The sequence below is a fragment of the Runella sp. MFBS21 genome, from assembly GCF_029433105.1.
In the GTDB taxonomy this organism is placed as follows: Bacteria; Bacteroidota; Bacteroidia; order Cytophagales; family Spirosomataceae; genus Runella.
The window spans coordinates 136,073-152,730 of sequence record NZ_JARNTW010000004.1 but is presented as its reverse complement, the minus strand read 5'-3'; the positions used below and the strand labels follow the sequence as shown (position 1 = coordinate 152,730).

The 16,658-nt window shown below is 40.9% G+C and carries 16 protein-coding genes; 2 read left to right on the top strand and 14 right to left on the bottom strand.

The annotated features are described in order from the left end of the window. Positions 1–213: 213 nt before the first annotated feature. From hemJ to P1X15_RS11100, 7 genes are all read right to left on the bottom strand, one after another. Positions 214–750 (bottom strand): protoporphyrinogen oxidase HemJ, encoded by a 537-nt coding sequence (gene hemJ / locus P1X15_RS11130; protein ID WP_277338200.1) that lies wholly within the window; start codon positions 748–750, stop codon positions 214–216. A 95-nt stretch (positions 751–845) separates the two neighbouring features. After that, entirely contained in the window at positions 846–2,282 is a 1,437-nt protein-coding gene (locus tag P1X15_RS11125) for a lytic transglycosylase domain-containing protein (RefSeq protein ID WP_277338199.1), read from the bottom strand. Between the two features lie 53 nt (positions 2,283–2,335). Next, positions 2,336–3,787, bottom strand: coding sequence for an Asp-tRNA(Asn)/Glu-tRNA(Gln) amidotransferase subunit GatA (gene gatA, locus P1X15_RS11120; protein WP_277338198.1), 1,452 nt, complete (start codon positions 3,785–3,787; stop codon positions 2,336–2,338). A gap of 108 nt (positions 3,788–3,895) precedes the next feature. Continuing rightward, positions 3,896–4,099, bottom strand: a complete 204-nt coding sequence (locus tag P1X15_RS11115; RefSeq protein ID WP_028668364.1) for a twin-arginine translocase TatA/TatE family subunit — start codon at positions 4,097–4,099, stop codon at positions 3,896–3,898. 266 nt (positions 4,100–4,365) lie between these two features. Continuing rightward, positions 4,366–4,818, bottom strand: coding sequence for a YkvA family protein (locus P1X15_RS11110; protein ID WP_277338197.1), 453 nt, complete (start codon positions 4,816–4,818; stop codon positions 4,366–4,368). A gap of 109 nt (positions 4,819–4,927) precedes the next feature. Beyond that, positions 4,928–5,461 carry a YfiT family bacillithiol transferase gene (locus P1X15_RS11105; RefSeq protein ID WP_277338196.1) on the bottom strand — a complete coding sequence of 178 codons (534 nt, stop codon included), beginning with the start codon at positions 5,459–5,461 and terminating at the stop codon, positions 4,928–4,930. Positions 5,462–5,501: 40 nt separating this feature from the next. Further along, on the bottom strand, positions 5,502–5,996 hold the full coding sequence (locus P1X15_RS11100; protein ID WP_277338195.1) for a phosphoheptose isomerase: 495 nt from the start codon (positions 5,994–5,996) through the stop codon (positions 5,502–5,504). Between the two features lie 98 nt (positions 5,997–6,094). On the opposite strand from P1X15_RS11100, the gene P1X15_RS11095 reads away from it, so the two are divergent. Then, positions 6,095–6,910 (top strand): UDP-2,3-diacylglucosamine diphosphatase, encoded by an 816-nt coding sequence (locus tag P1X15_RS11095; protein WP_277338194.1) that lies wholly within the window; start codon positions 6,095–6,097, stop codon positions 6,908–6,910. Position 6,911: 1 nt separating this feature from the next. Here P1X15_RS11095 and P1X15_RS11090 read toward each other — a convergent pair whose 3' ends face one another. The 7 genes from P1X15_RS11090 to rimP all read right to left on the bottom strand — a co-directional run bounded on the left by P1X15_RS11090 (position 6,912) and on the right by rimP (position 15,258). Continuing rightward, complete coding sequence (locus tag P1X15_RS11090) at positions 6,912–7,646, bottom strand: carboxypeptidase-like regulatory domain-containing protein (RefSeq protein WP_277338193.1); 735 nt, start codon at positions 7,644–7,646, stop codon at positions 6,912–6,914. 55 nt (positions 7,647–7,701) lie between these two features. Continuing rightward, on the bottom strand, positions 7,702–8,535 hold the full coding sequence (locus tag P1X15_RS11085) for a phosphatidate cytidylyltransferase (RefSeq protein WP_277338192.1): 834 nt from the start codon (positions 8,533–8,535) through the stop codon (positions 7,702–7,704). Beyond that, positions 8,516–8,728 (bottom strand): putative signal transducing protein, encoded by a 213-nt coding sequence (locus tag P1X15_RS11080; protein WP_028668357.1) that lies wholly within the window; start codon positions 8,726–8,728, stop codon positions 8,516–8,518. The genes P1X15_RS11085 and P1X15_RS11080 overlap by 20 nt, the downstream gene beginning before the upstream one ends. Next, positions 8,715–9,686, bottom strand: a complete 972-nt coding sequence (locus P1X15_RS11075; RefSeq protein WP_277338191.1) for a CPBP family intramembrane glutamic endopeptidase — start codon at positions 9,684–9,686, stop codon at positions 8,715–8,717. Before P1X15_RS11075 ends, P1X15_RS11080 begins: the two co-directional genes overlap by 14 nt. A 295-nt stretch (positions 9,687–9,981) precedes the next feature. After that, positions 9,982–13,308, bottom strand: coding sequence for a translation initiation factor IF-2 (gene infB, locus P1X15_RS11070; RefSeq protein ID WP_277338190.1), 3,327 nt, complete (start codon positions 13,306–13,308; stop codon positions 9,982–9,984). 189 nt (positions 13,309–13,497) lie between these two features. Continuing rightward, positions 13,498–14,742: a transcription termination factor NusA gene (gene nusA, locus P1X15_RS11065; protein WP_028668355.1), complete on the bottom strand. Its 1,245-nt coding sequence runs from the start codon at positions 14,740–14,742 to the stop codon at positions 13,498–13,500. A 48-nt stretch (positions 14,743–14,790) separates the two neighbouring features. Continuing rightward, complete coding sequence (gene rimP / locus P1X15_RS11060; protein WP_277338189.1) at positions 14,791–15,258, bottom strand: ribosome maturation factor RimP; 468 nt, start codon at positions 15,256–15,258, stop codon at positions 14,791–14,793. Between the two features lie 112 nt (positions 15,259–15,370). Here rimP and P1X15_RS11055 point away from each other — a divergent pair, with 112 nt between their 5' ends. Then, positions 15,371–16,657: an McrC family protein gene (locus tag P1X15_RS11055; protein WP_277338188.1), complete on the top strand. Its 1,287-nt coding sequence runs from the start codon at positions 15,371–15,373 to the stop codon at positions 16,655–16,657. Position 16,658: the final 1 nt, after the last annotated feature.

Sequence of the window (16,658 nt, the reverse complement as noted above, 5' to 3'; positions counted from 1 at the left end):
TTATCCACTTTTTTAAGGAAGCAATAAGTTGTTTTTTTGCTATTTACATTGTCCTAAAATGTAAGGAACTTTCCTTGAAGTGCTTGAAGAAAAGGGATTTTGAAGCTTCAGACAAAGCTTTGCTTCAAATATCCGCTCTGCCATATTCTGTTAGTAGCATAGCTGTTGTATTAATCAAATACACAACCCTAATCACTCATCACAGTTATGGTATTAGCCTTCGCCCCGTCGTTTTTTATATGCCTTAGCAAACACAAACAATAGAATGCCAAAGGCCAGCACACCACCGAAAGCATAGAGGAAATTGAGGGTGTCGCGCAAGACCGCCAGCAAAGCGATGCTCACTAAAAATAAGGTAGGCAACTCGTTGAGAAGTCGAAATTGGAAAGAATTATAGGGTTTTTCTCCTTTTTCTAGTTTTATAATCACGCGCTTACACCAAGTATGATAGCCCGAAAGCAACAACAAAATCGCAAATTTGACTTGAAACCAACCCATTTGCCAATAGCCTGGGTTTAGGTACGTCATGGTAAGGCCGCATGTCCAAGTAAGCATCATGGCAGGATTACAGATAATTTTGTAAGCACGCCATTCCATGAGGTTGAATTGATCTTTGAAGGCTTGACGCAAATGTTCGGGCTTTTGGTCAGCTTCAATGTGATACACAAACATTCTAACTAAATAAAAAAGGCCCGCAAACCATGCGACGGCCCCTACTATATGAAATGCTTTAAAATAAAAAAGTGCCATTAGAGTGATGTTATCCGTTAAAATTATCGGTTATCAAAAATGGTGATACAGTCCGACAACGCCTAACGGATAACCAACAATATTACAGATTATTATTATCCGACAATTAGTTTTTGTCCTTTGCGAACCGTATTACCTTTTAATCTATTAATTTTTTTGAGGCGGCTTACATTAATACCATAACGTTCAGCAATTGTAGAGAGTGTGTCGCCTGCTTGCACACGATGATAACGCATTTTAATCTTCGTGTTTGCTTTGGGGTTAGTATCCCCTCCTGCCAAACGTTGGAGCACCGGGCTTCCGACCGTCTCTTTATAAATTAGAAGTTTTTTACCTCGCATCACAGTGCTGCTTCTCAAGTGATTCCACTTCTTGAGCTCGTGCATCTCTACCCCATACCGGTTGGCTATTTTCCCCAAAGTTTCTCCTTTTCTGACAGTATGAAAAAGTTTCTGAGTACTACGTTTTAGGGTTTCTCCCTCTTCTTCGGACTGCTCTGTACTATCAGCCGTTGTGAGTGAGGCCAAAGCATAGGGAGCTTTGCTAAAGGGAGATTTACATGCGGAGTCCCAAATCGCTATTCTATTTTCTGTAACATATTCATAGCAATAGCTAGGCACTTTGACGACATAATCTTTAACGTAATGAGGGAGTTCCGTATTGATCAATTGTGGATTGAGCTTGTACAAGTCATCTAAATTGACATTACTTAATTTAGCAAAAGTATGAAGATTGAAATAGCCCGTGATTTGGAGTGTATCCGTCAGCATCGGATATTCGGGACTTTCTGGAAATACGCCATGATCAGCATGATAGTGCATCATGTACATAATAGCCACAAACTGTGGTACATAATGACGCGTTTGTTTTGGTAAGAAATTGTATATCCCCCAAAACGTATTGGAACCTGAGCGCCGAATCGCCCTTTTGACATTTCCGGGACCTACGTTGTAAGCGGCCAAGGCCATTTCCCAATCCCCAAAAGCATTATAAAGGCGTTTTAAATAACGACAGGCAGCATCCGTTGACTTAACGGGGTCAAAGCGCTCATCAATATAGTTGTCTTGTTTCATACCATACTCGCGGCCAGTAGCAGGCATAAATTGCCAAAGACCTCCCGCGCCAGCGTATGAAATAATGCGCGGATTTAATCCTGACTCAATGAGAGACAAAAACTTCAACTCACGAGGCATGTTATACTTTTCGAGCGTTTGCTCATACAACGGGAAATACAAATGCATATGCTCTAGCATTCTTTTGACGAAGCTAGGTTTTTTGTAGATGAAGTATTCGACAAATTGATGCGTCACTTTGTGATAACGCAACGGAATCTCATTTTGCAACTTTGCCAAACGCTCTTTTACCAATGCTTCTGGCACCGTGGAATCGGCAAAATTTTCAATCTTTAATAATTCCTCCTCAGCCACGTTGGTGTTAGTTTCTACCACTTGGGTATGGGCATATTTGCTGGCCCCAAGCCAACATAGTCCGGCCACCATACTTACTCTCACAATTCGCTTCAAATCCATCATCGCTTACGTTTGTTTCTCGTTAGATTTTACATTTCTCTTTCTATTTTCAATGGCTAGTATGTAGATAAGTTCTGTACTTGCTGACTACTCCTCATAAGGTGATTGCAAAAAGCCAAAAGCTGAGCTTCTCCAAAAGGTTTTCCCATGATTTGTAACCCAATAGGCAACCCCGCTTCGTCGGTACCATTCGGAATCGAAACCGCTGGGTTTCCTACTACATTGGCTTGCACCGTAAAAATATCCGCCAAATACATCTGCAATGGGTCTTCCATTTTATCACCAATCGGAAAAGCAGTAGTGGGAGTAGTTGGCATCAACAAAAAATCATATTTCTCAAAAAGCAAGTCCGTTTGCTCTTTCATCAGACGTCTTACTTTTTGCGCTTTGGTATAATAAGCATCATAATAACTCGCACTCAATACAAACGTACCAAGCATGATACGACGCTTTACTTCTGCCCCAAAACCTTCACTCCTTGATTTTTTGTATAAAGAAGTTAAATCTTCGGCTTTACTGCTTCTGTGCCCATACCTCACCCCATCAAACCTCGAAAGATTGGAGCTTGACTCAGCAGTAGTCAGAATATAATAAGTAGGTAAAATATAAGATAGTAATTCAAAATCGACGGGTTCTACTACATACCCTTGCTCTCGAAGCCAAGTAAGTTTGGCTTGAGTAGCTTCTCTGATTTCGGGCTGGATAGCCTCACTTAGGCTTTCTCGAAGATACCCAATTCTTAAAGACGGAGAGTCTAATTTTAATGAAGTATATTTTTCGACTTCTCTTTCAGAAACTGTACTATCAAAATCATCTTTGCCTGCCATCACTTCAAGTAGCAGTGCCACATCTTCCACGCTATTGGCAATGGGGCCAATGCAATCAAAAGAGGAGCCATAAGCAATCAGACCCCAGCGCGAAATACGACCATACGTCGGTTTGAACCCAACTAGTCCGCAGAAAGCGGCTGGCTGACGCACCGAGCCTCCCGTATCCGACCCTAGTGATGCCAAACACATATCAGCTTGCACTGCCACCGCAGAGCCTCCTGACGACCCGCCTGGAACTCGTAAAATATCCGTAGCGTTGCGCACTACCCCAAAAGCAGAGTTTTCGTTGGAAGACCCCATCGCAAACTCATCACAGTTTTGACGTCCAATGATAATGGCATCTTCGTCCAAAATTCTTTGTACTGCCGTAGCTGTAAATTGAGAAATAAACCCATCTAATATGCGGCTTCCTGCTTGTAGCCCATGCCCTTGATAACAAAGGACATCTTTGATTCCGACTACCATCCCCGCTAAGCGTCCTGCTGTGCCTGCGGCTATTTTTTTGTCAATCTCTTCTGCTCTATGGCGGGCTTCTTCATCATAAACCGCCACGAAGGCATTGAGAGTAGGATTTTTTTCTTCGATATTTTTTAGATAATACGCTACCAACTCACGGCACGATACCCGATCGGCGCTCAAATCTGCTTGTACTTGACCGAAAGATGTGTATGACTTCAAAATATTATATAAGGTGGTTTTTGGAAAGGCATAAAATAAAAAATCGGCAGTAGTTCTGTAACTACTGCTGATTTAGTGAATCAGGCTATTAAAAAATACCCAGATTAATTATTTACTTACATCGTCGAGTCCTTTCTCGATGTTTTCTTTTACTTCTTTAGAAGCATCTTTAAACTCACGGATGCCTTTGCCAAGACCTTTCATAAGCTCAGGAATCTTCTTAGCACCAAAAAGCAACAAAACGATAAGGCCAATCAAAAGGATTTCTTGTCCTCCTAAGCCTAAAAATAACAAGATTGAAAGCATATTCATTGATAATACGGTTAATGATTGTTGAGCTATTAGTTGTCTAAAACAATCTGATATTGACAAATAACTTAAATTACTACATCTGTAAAACGAACTAAGGCCTTAAATTTACCTTACTTCCTCCGAATTTTAAGCGTTTTTTAAGACGACCAGCTGCAAAATTAACAACTATTCGTCAAATAAGCAGTATTAAATATTGAGTTTGTCACTCTAGGTTTATGATTTTTGGAGGCAAGGACTCCCTTCTTCATCTTTCTCTCTCTGCTCACTTAGCCTATTTCTGTATCAATAGAAACCGTATTTTGCTGTGACTCCCACTGGCGAAAAGACTCAAGGTCGTCTGAGATAGCATTAAACAACCACACAATCAATGCAATATCGTCAGTAAGACCCACTACAGGCAACAAATCTGGAATCAGATCTATAGGCGATAAAAAATACAACAATACAGCAATAATGCGCGTCAATGTTTTCCAAGGAACTGTGCGGTAATTGCCTGACACGTATGCCTTAAGCAATCTTGTAAGTAGCCCTACTTTTTCGCGTAGAGCATCATACCCTGCACCTTTTAGGCTATTACTCTTTGCCAGTGTATCTTTTAAGAGTTGCACTAAGCTGCTTGTATTCCTTGCATAGCGTCCTGCTTTACTAGTGGCATTTTTAAAAAAAATGGATTTTAGTATACGTACAACAATGTTGTCAGAAGTGGATGCAGATGGCATTTTAAAAATAAATTAATTGTTTTCGTGATCTGTTTTATGACTACACCTCAATAAACGCAAAATCACATTAAAAAATTTATTGGAGTCCAAAAATCTCTTTTTTGCTTTCTTATTTCCACCCTTCTCGTAAACACAGCCGATTGATATGCTCATAGTGATGCTCACTATGCCAAGCATACATAGCTACCACTTCTCTCAGCGCAAACACTCGTTTGGATTCAGGATGAAAGTAAGTTCGTTCTAAATCAGCATCAGTAAGGGAGTTGAGTAATACACCCCACCGTAAATGCACATATTTGAGCAATTGCAATGACCAATCGACAGGAGCACCTCTACCATCAGCTAGTTCAGCCCATAGCGCTTCTTCGTAAGGTTTGATAGAAGGGTTTTCTTCAGTCAATGCTAATTTAAAACGAATATATGCATTCATGTGGCTATCGGCTACGTGGTGCACTGTTTGCAACACCGTCCACCCACCTGGACGATAAGGTGTGTCGAGCTGGGCTTCTGTGAGGGGATTTACGGCATTAAACAACTTCGACGGCAATGCATTGATGGTTTGAATCTGAGATTTTGTCTCAGCGGGTGTGTATATTTTTCCGTACTCAAATTGACCAATCGGATAACGAAGTGATTCTTCCATGTTGAAATTTTAGATTAATGCTCTTTAACCCTATTATAAATTATCGTCCAAAATCATCCTGAACGCGTACAATATCGTCTTCATCTGAGGGGTTAGAAGCATCGGTATGCTGCCAAATTTCGGCTAATACCCCCCATTCTGCTAAACCTACCAGCCGGTGCCTCTCTCCTTGACGTAGTGTGATGAGTTCACCAGGTTCGTAAGATTTCACTTCTGTTTCTTGGTCAGTATCACTTTTTACTACTCCTACAATGCCACTCACTACACGCCAAATTTCGGCTCTCCTATGATGATATTGCCATGACAATCTTTTTTCGGGAGCTACTACCAAAATTTTAGGACTAAGTTTTTGTGTAATTTGTATCGTCGACAACTCTACGCTTGGGAAATACTTTGCGGCAAAGGCTGGAGTTTGGGCTTCGTCCAACACAAAAAAACCTCCCCAAGGACGAGTTTGGTCTTGTTTTACGACGTTGAAACCTTGTTGAGCCAAGTCCGAAGCAATGTTTTCAAATACTTCTGCTTTTGTGGGCATGATAAATTCTATTTAATATTGATACAGGTGAAGCGTAAAGTTAAAAAATCTTATTAAAGTAATCTCCGTATTTTTGCCCGAATTCTAAAATATAAAACATGTCTTTTCAGCAGTTAGAAGTACAACTTCTTTCCGGAAAAAAAATTTTCTTTGCATCCGATTTTCATTTAGGGGCACCTACCCATGCCAAAAGCCTTGAAAGAGAGCGGCAAGTAGTCAAATGGTTAGAAAGCATTCGCCACGAAGCTCAAGTGATTTGTTTAGTTGGTGATTTGTTTGATTTTTGGTACGAGCATCGGCGGGTAGTACCGAAGGGATTTGTGCGTTTTTTGGGAAAACTAGGTGAACTTACAGATGCTGGTATTGAAGTCATCGTCTTTCCAGGCAACCATGATATGTGGATGACCGACTATCTTGTCAAAGAGCTTAACGTAAAGATGTACAGACGCCCTTTAGAAATGAACATTCAATCCCATACCTCTACCACTCGATTTTTAGTGACTCATGGCGATGGTCTAGGACCGGGGGATTATTCTTATAAGGTGCTACAAAAAGTCTTTGAAAGCAAAATTTCCCGTTGGGCTTTTGGTAATCTCATGCACCCTGATTGGGCACTCTGGCTAGGGCAATCGTGGGCAGAACACAGTTGGAAAAAACATGCCAAAGCAGACTTACCCCAATTTTTGGGAGAAAAAAATGAATGGCTTATTCAGTACGCGATTGAACAAGAAAACAAAAAGCACCACGATTTTTATGTTTTTGGCCACCGCCATATAGAGGTTTACCATCCCATTGGAGAAGGGCAAAGTCACGTGGTGATTTTAGGAGACTGGATTGTATATCAAAGCTACGCTACCTTTGACGGTAAGCATATGAGTATGCAAAACTTTGGTACCCCTAAGGGCTCACGCTAGGCTAATCTTTCTTTAAAATATCTTGACGTGTAAGATTCTCGCGGGGGGCCTGATTCAGGATTTCACGATATTCTTTCTTTTTCAAGTCACCGTTTTTAACTGACTTTAAGAAGTTAGCCCAAGCAAATGGATTGAGGAAAGGGAAGGCAGTTGTAAAACTTCGATTAGCGGCATTTTCTCGGCCAAATATCTGTTGGTCCATAAAAGACCTATAATTACTTGCTGCACTCATGGGAGTAGCGGCAGCCATTTGCATTAGCAATTCTTGCCGGGTATTTTTTTCGAGGTTTTCACGTTCAAATTCATCTGGTAGCTTCATAGCTATGATGGCTTTTTTAAACTCCTCCTCAGTTGCATATGGATAGACTTTTACTTCAGCTAAAGTCTTAATATCTTCTTTCATCAAGATAATAGCAGAGTAAGACTCTTCCATGTGCCGACGAGGAATGACATGGTACTGCTTCTGATAACCCAGATAGCTAAACACCACACTATCACCAGGAAATACGGGCAAAGCAAAATACCCTCCTTCATCGGCAAGTGTTCCTCTTCCTGCTCGCGGAATAAATATATAAGCTTTGGATAGAGTCTGAGTGCCTTTTACACCCACTACACGTCCCGTAAACATAATACTTTTGACTTGTCCTTGGGCTTGGGCTTCATTCGAAGATACAACTACCAACCCCATGCACAAGAGTACCAAGAAGAAGAAGCTATATATATTTTTTTGTTGCATGATGTTCTATTTAAGTTCAGGAACCACAAAACTACTACTATTTTAACGTCTTAGTTCAGGAAAAAATTTTAACAAAGGTCACAATAAAAGGAGCCGAAAGAAGTAACCCATCAAAACGGTCTAAAAAACCGCCATGTCCTGGGATTGTACTTCCCGAATCTTTGATAGCAATACTTCTTTTGAATAGTGATTCTACCAAATCGCCTAGGGTACCTCCTACCACAATCAACGCTGCAATACAATACCATTCCCAAGGCTCGTGGCTTTTGAAATAAATACCTAGTACAAAAGCTACTAATCCAGCGAAAGCGGCTCCTCCCGCCGCTCCTTCCCAAGATTTTTTGGGAGAAACTCTTTCAAAGAGCTTACGCTTACCTAAGTAAGTACCAGCAAAATAAGCACCGATGTCTGTAGCCCAAAGCAATAACAAACACCCTAATACAATTTCAAAGTTGTAGGTGCCGCCTCTCATCGCCAACACACTCAAAAGGGAAAAAGGAATCGCTACATAAATAATACCCAAAAAAGTAAAAGCAATATTTTGAAAAGGTTTCAAATCTCGCTTTTTATAAAGCTTAATGAAGAATATCATCGTCACTAGAGGGCTAATGAGAAAATAATTCTGAAAACCTATAATTTCTTTTTCTATCAAATAGGTAAGTACATTGATAAAAACGCCACACATGGTGCCATAATAGGTCAAGGGCTGATTGCCATCGAGACCCAAGAGTTTATAAAACTCTAATTGGGTAAAGGTACTGATAGCGCAAAAAAGCAATAAAAAAGTCCAATCTGCGTATAAAATAGCCCATAAAATAATGGCAACTCCTACAATAGCCGCTATGATGCGTTGTTGAAGGTTTGATAATTTATCCAAACGAGATTTCATTCACTACAATTGTTTTAGCGATGATTGAATCCTTCAGAGGAACATACACCTCGCACTTTCCAAAATGATAACTACTATCCTGTTTATTGATGATTACCGCCGAAATACCTTGTTGTTCTAGATATTCTTTTACAATCTCGGCTCGGTGTTGAAAACTTGTTTCAAAAATCTTTTCCCAGTTATTGAGTACCATTCGTAGAGGCTGAGCTTCGGTTTACAATCATTTTCAAGTTAAAGAGCAATCCGGTAGTTAGTGCCAAAGACACTAAGGCTCCAATCCAAGGCACTGAAGATTCGGTATTTTCTACATCAAAATTTATTGCTTTTCGATGGGCTAGAAACACAAGAATGATAGTGGTGGCATTGTTGACAAAGTGAGCAAAAATAGGTGCCCACAAATTACGCGTCCAAACATACATATATCCAAACATTCCCCCTAGTAAGAGCCTTGGAATAAAGCCAAAAAATTGTAGATGTATGGCACTAAAAAGCACCGCCGTAATCCAAATAGAGAGATGGACATCACCAATTTTATGGAAAATTTTACGCTGTATAATACCTCTAAACAACACCTCTTCTCCTACCGCTGGAATCACTGCAATAACTAGCACCGCCACAATTAACTTTAACACAGAATCAAAATTTGTCAAGAATTGGGTCATTCGAGCGAGTTCTTGTTCTTTACCCGACATCCACTCCTCCAATCTTTGTAATCCTTGCGGCAAGTGTAGATGGCTATTCCATTCAATCACCCAACTGTTGAAAGGCATAAAAACGATAACTGTCAACAACACAATTGCCAACACCAAATAGGAAGGAAGAGGACGACGTACAAACTCTTCAATACGGTGCTGCTCAGACCATTTCCAGTAAATTATGCTAGGTAGAAAAAAAGAGAAAAAGTGAGATACTCCCTGCAACAACATTAAGTACCACCATGCATACGGAAATTGTTCAGGGGTTTGGAGCATTTGAGTAATTTGCTCTAGACTAAGCTTTCCGTGCATAAAGCTCAACAACACGATAGCCCCCATTGCTAACATATTACCTATCGACATACCAAGTAATATCAGCCCTATCAACAGCATCATGTTGCGCCAAGGAGGCCTCTGGGGTACGCTATGAGCTATTTCGGAAGGAATATTTTTCACAGGCTAGGATTTGTTAATTACGGTGCAGCGCTACTTAACTACTTAAAATAAACACAAATATAATATTATAACCCAAAAAACGGGTGTTGATAGAGAGTTTATCATAGACAAGGCCACGGTTCACCTTCAAGTGTATGAGGGGTATGGGCATTTTAATGTCAATAAAACTGACTATAGTTACAACAAAACAAACAGGCTTCTGGAAGTTCCAAAAGCCTGTTAAAAAAATTATTGAGGTAAGTCCATTAACTGCAAAGCTTTCATTCGAGCCCGTTTTTGGAGCTTGCCAGTTGACTTAGAGTGTTCTTTTTACTTCTTTCATCTCAAAACTTTCGATGACATCTCCAATTTGGATATCGTTGAGACCTTTGATACTCAATCCGAATTCAAAGCCAGATTTTACTTCATTGACATCATCTTTAAAGCGTTTGAGCTGAGATATTTCGCCTTCATGTACCACAATAAAGTCTCTAATGACGCGTACTTTGTTATTACGTTTGATGAGACCATCTGTAACATAAGAACCCGCCACTGTACCAACTTTGCTGATTTTAAACACCTCACGTACTTCGGCATTACCCACGATCACTTCCTCCATGGTAGGCTCTAATAAGCCTAGCATAGCATCTTTCACCTCGTTGATAGCATCATAAATAACGGAGTATAGACGAATTTCGATTTGTTCTTGTTCGGCCAGTTTTTTGGCATTGTTGGAAGGTCTTACTTGGAAACCAACAATAATGGCATCAGACGCAATTGCAAGGTTAACATCTGATTCGGCAATTTGCCCCACCGCTTTGTTAATGATATTTACTTGAACTTCTTCGGTCGAGAGTTTCAACAATGAATCAGAAAGTGCTTCTACCGACCCGTCCACGTCACCTTTAACAATAATATTGAGTTCTTTGAAGGTTCCGATAGCTTTACGACGCCCAATTTCCTCAAGAGTAATATGCTTACGAGTGCGAATGGTCTGCTCACGCATGATTTGCTCACGTTTGTTGGCAATTTCGCGCGCTTCACGCTCATTTTCCATTACGTTGAACTTATCTCCCGCTTGTGGTGCTCCGTTTAGGCCTAACAATTGAACTGGCGTAGAAGGTCCTGCTTCCTTGAGGCGAGTTCCGGTAGCATCAAACATTGCTCTTACACGACCAAAGTGAGCACCTGCCAAAATCACATCACCCACTCGCAATGTACCTGTTTGCACCAAAATGGTAGCCACATATCCACGCCCTTTGTCGAGAGAGGCTTCAATCACCGTACCAGAAGCACGGCGGTCAGGATTTGCCTTGAGTTCCAACAAATCTGCCTCTAAAAGCACCTTCTCCAACAAGTCTGGAATCCCCAAACCTGATTTTGAAGAGATTTCTTGGGTTTGATATTTACCACCCCACTCTTCGACCAAGATATTCATATTGGCCAATGCCTCCCGTATTTTTTCAGGGTTGGCACCAGGCTTGTCAATTTTACTAAATGCAAACACAATCGGCACCCCCGCGTTTTGGGCGTGGTTGATGGCTTCGCGTGTTTGAGGCATTACTGAATCATCAGCCGCAATGACGATAATAACTACGTCAGTTACTTTGGCTCCACGGGCACGCATCGCCGTAAAGGCTTCGTGACCTGGTGTATCGAGGAAGGCGATTCGACGACCACCGTCTGTCTTAACACTGTAGGCTCCAATGTGCTGCGTAATTCCGCCAGCTTCGCCGGCTGCTACGCGAGTGCGTCGAATATAGTCAAGTAAAGATGTTTTACCGTGGTCAACGTGCCCCATGATAGTTACAATTGGTGCACGTTCTTGCAACGATTCCTCATCATCTTCTTCTACTTCTACATCACCTTGGATTTCTTCTTCTGCCGAAATAAATTCTACTTCATAGTCAAATTCATCTGCTATCAGGGTGATACTTTCGGCATCCAAGCGTTGGTTTATGGAGACAAACATCCCCATACTCAAACATACCGAAATTACTTCTTGTACTGATACACCCATAAGCGACGCAAGCTCATTGGCCGAAATAAATTCAGTTACTTTAAGTACTCTTGCATCTTCTTGCTCTTGCATCAAGCGTTCTTCTTCTGCTTCTGCCCTTACTCTTCTACGCTCGCGGCGTTTGTCGGCTCCAAAGTTTTTACCCCGTGTACCTCCGCTCAATCTAGCATTGGTAGCCTTGATTGACTCAGATACTTCTTTGTCGGTGATTTCGTCTTTGCGTTCACGCCGATTATTACCTTTTTTGTTGTTACCACCGCCACCGCTGTTAGGTGTTCCTGCTGTATTGCCTTTTTTGGCATTGTTATTAGGGGTGTTTGCAGCTGGCGTATTTGGGGTACTAGCTCCCTTGTTGGCGTTGTTATTATTGGGATTATTGGCGTTGTTAGTGTTAGGATGTCCACCTTTTTCGCCCTTCCCTTTATTGTTATTATTGCTATTATTATTATTGTTGTTGTTGTTGTTGTTGTTGCTGTTATTATTATTATTGTTTTGTGCTTGTGGGGTATTTTCGGTTACTTTCTCCCCTTTGCGCAAACGTTTACGTTTACGTTTTTTGTCGCGGTCTTTATCCTTATGACCGCCACTTTCTCCGCCGCTACGGCGCTCGGTAGGTAGCTCAATTTTGCCTAAAATCGTCAATCCTTTGAGTTGATCGGCTTTGGCTTCTATAAGCTCAGGTTCAATTTCTGGCTCTGTCGGTAACACTTCTTTGGGGGCAGCTGGTTTATTTTTAGGATGGACAAATGGAGCCTGCTGCTTTTCCACTTTAGCAACAGGTGGTACTGGTTTTGGTTGTTCTTTGGGAGCAATTTTAGGCTCCACCACGGGTGCTTTAGGCGGTTCTACTACTGGCTCATTTTTTACTACATCCTCTTTCACCACTTGCTCTACGACTGGTGCCTTAGGAAGTTCAGGTGTTTCGACAGGTGGAGGAGTCACTTCTGGTGCTGAAACTGCCTCCGCTTTTACCTCCACAATAGGTTGTTCCACCATTGGCGCCGAAACCACTTCAGGCTTAGCTTCTATCACAGGTACAGAAGATACAGGAGCTATGGCTTTAGGTTCTTCAGGCAGCTTAGGCTCTTCTACTACTGGTTTTTCAACTACTATTTCAGGAACCACCACTTCTACTACTGGTTCTACTCTTTTCTCTTCTACGGGTGCTTCCACTGGCTTAGGTTCTTCGACCACCTTAGGAGGTACCACATTTTTTGTACTTCTGGGGGCATCCAAATCTATCTTGCCCACTACTTTAAGTCCAATCGACGAGGTTTCTGCGCGCTCAGGCTCAGCGCTTTTTTCTATCTTCTCAGATTGAACCTCTGGATTGACAGGCTTAGGAGCAACTCCTGACTGAGAATTACGGAAATACAACACAGGGCTATCTTCTGAAGGAGCTACGGGAATGTTTACCTCCTCTTTTTTGGGCGTACTTCCCCCTAGCAGACCATCAGCCTTGAATTCTTTTGCCAAAAATTCTAACTGCTCTGCGTTTAGTTTGGTGTTAGGATTGTTGTCAACCTTAAAACCTTTTGCGCCCAAAATACTCGCAACCGCCGCGTGGCTTCGGTTGAGAATTCGGGCCGCTTGGCTAAGGCGCATACTTTTTTCTTCCGACATACTGGAAATATTCGTACTTGAGTACGGGTTATTGTTTATTCGTTATTAGGAAAACCCTGAAAATTAACCCAAAGATAAAGATTTATTTATCAAGTATGGTTATCCATATGGTGTACGTTGAGGGTAGTCGGCAATTATTCTGGTTTTTAATTTTCACAAAAGGTGAAAATCAACCCCAAAATCTGTTTTCTACTCAAACTCACGACGCAAAATTTCCAAGATTTCTTCCACTGTTTCTTCTTCAAGGTCGGTACGGCGCACAAGTTCTTCTCTACTAATATTGATTACTTGCTTAGCAGTGTCCAAACCTATCTTGCGGAATTCTTCAATCATCCACTCGTCAATCTCATCTGTAAATTCGCTCAAGTCAACGTCCTCTTCGTCTTCTTGGCCTTCTACATCTCTAAACACATCTATCTCCATACCTACAAGTCGCCCTGCAAGCTTGATATTTTGACCTCCCTTTCCAATTGCCAACGACACTTGGTCGGGTTTGAGATATACTGCCACTCGCTTACCTTCTTTGTCGATTGACATAGAAGTAATCTTAGCAGGGCTTAAAGCACGTTGAATGAGAAGTTCTAGATTTTCGGTGTAATTGATCACGTCAATATTCTCATTGTTCAATTCACGAACAATCGTATGAATTCGCGAACCTTTCATACCTACGCAAGCCCCTACGGGGTCGATGCGGTCGTCATAAGATTCTACGGCTACTTTAGCACGCTCACCTGGCTCCCGTACAATCTTACGAATATTGATTAATCCGTCATAAATTTCGGGAATTTCGGTTTCAAACAATCTCTCCAAAAATACTGGTGAAGTCCGCGAAAGTGTAATACGAGGTGTACCATTGTTAAGTTCTACCTTATGAATCACTACTTTTACGGGCTCTCCTTTACGATATTTATCCTTAAAGATTTGTTCTTGTTTCGGCAAAACGAGTTCGTTACTTTCTGAATCCAAGCAAATGATTTCGTTTTTAAGAATCTGATATACTTCTACTGTGATAAGGTCACCGACCATATCTTTGTATTTATAATATAGGAGTTCTTTTTCTAAATCTTTTACTTTTTGAATCAACGTCTGGCGTGCTGTTTGTACCAATCGACGTCCAAAATCCTCTAATTTTACCTCTTCAGCCACTTCTTCGCCCACCTCAAAGTCATCCTGAATTTTCCGGGCTTCTGCTAGCGGAATTTTATCTGGTTCCCAAATATCTTCCGAATTATCATCCACGATTTCGCGGGTACGCCACATTTCTAAATCTCCAGTATCGGGGTTGATAATGACATCAAAATTGGTATCAGTACCGTATTTTTTACGAATCATTGTGCGAAACACTTCCTCCAACACCTTTATAATGGTAGGGCGATCTATATTTTTGGAGCGAGCAAACTCGGCAAAAGATTCTATCAATACTACGCTATCCATTTTCTTACGAAAGAGTTTATCGTTATTTGTTAATGGTTTTTGTTCTTTTTAAAATTTAATCTGTACTTCTACTCTTACGATATCAGCGTAAGCAAAAGACAGCTCGTTGGGCACTTGGTCTTTTTTCTTCTTTTTTAGTTCTTCCAATAGCACAAATCCCTCTTCAGAAGCTGACACTAATTGACCTTTTTTTTCGATACCTTCTGGCAGTATCACCTTCAAAGTACGACCAATGTTTTTACGAAATTGGCGAGGCATGGATAATGGATAATCTACCCCCGGCGACGAAACTTCTAAGATATAAGCATTGGGTAAAATAGCCTGCTCTTCAATCAAGTCTCCTAATTTACGGCTGATTTCGGCACATTCATCTATGCTAATTCCTTCATCACTATCTATCAATACGGTTACTTTTTGTCTTATTTTGGAAGGCGAAACCTGAATTTCTACAATAAAATACTTGTCATCTTCCAGAAGTGGCGTGAGTAATCCGATGATTTGTTCTTTTAGATTCATTTTCTTCCAACAAAAAAGGGGAATTCGACTCCCCTCAAAATCATCAATAGTAAATTGCGGTGCAAAGGTAATTGATTTTTACTAATTTAGCAATATCTAACCACAACAATTCATGCCCCTATCCCGCTTTGTCGTATATGAGTATGACACTATCCGCAAAATATCGACGCAGGCGATTTCTCTTTCTATCTCTACGTCTTCAGACGTATTTGTTCCAGATACAACTTTTGAGCTTCTCAAAAAATTAGTTTTTAGCCAAAACGCTGACGCCATTTTGAGTTTTTCTATTTATAAAGGTGTAGAAATCATTAAACTCAAAAACTTCGTGGGATTGCTCCAAACGGCTGATGGTAGCCAATTTGAAATTTTGCCCAAATTATCTCGCCAAAGCCACCCTACCCAAGCGCGACAAGGACTTTTAAAAATGCTTCGCTATAGTAATCTATTAGCGTTTCGAAGCATATCATCAGCCCATTTGAATCAAGCAAATTTGCCACTTTTGGAGATTTTCATCACGGTTTTTATCCAAGAGACTGAACAAATCGTGCGGCAAGGGTTACAAAAAACCTATCAAACTATCGAAAACGAACATAATTTTCTTAAAGGCAAATGGCTTCCTTCACGCCAAAAACCTCATCGTTTAGAAACTTTCTTTACGGCTAGTGATGAATTTAAATCCGATATTGTCCCCAATCGACTGCTCAAAAGTTGTGTAATGTTTTTGATCCCTAAAAGCCAACATTTACCTAATCAAGTAAGACTAAGACACCTACGCTTTGCTTTAGAAGAAGTCTCTACATCTTCTAATATAAGACTTGATTTTGAAAAAATTTCGCAATTAGATCGTCGTTTTGACCGATACCAAAAAGCCCTGCAATGGGCTAAGGTTTTATTGAATCAGCAATCTTGGGCCACTCAAGGCCAGCATTTTACAGATTCTTTATTGTTTCCGGCAGAGCGGCTTTTTGAGCAATATGTAGCCCAAGGATTTAAAAAATATTTGAGTGATTTTGAGGTTTTTTATCAAGAAGACTCTCTTTTTCTGGTCAATGACCATGCCGGCAAGCGCCGCTTCGGGCTTCGTCCTGACTTGGTAGTGCGCAAAGCCAATCTTACTATCGTACTAGATATCAAATGGAAGTGGATTGAACCCCAAAGTTCGACCTATGGCATTGAGCAATCAGACCTATATCAACTCTATGCCTATGGCCACAAATATGCCGCCGAGTCTCTTTATCTTTTATATCCCGCCCATGATGGTTTTCAGGTGCCTTTGCCTCCTTTTTATTTTGAAGAAAATCTTTCGTTGATTGTTTTTCCGTTTAATATCTCGGCACCTCTCTCAGATGAAATCGAAAAAATAAAAACGCATTTCCAACAAAAAACCGATAGCGTTTAGT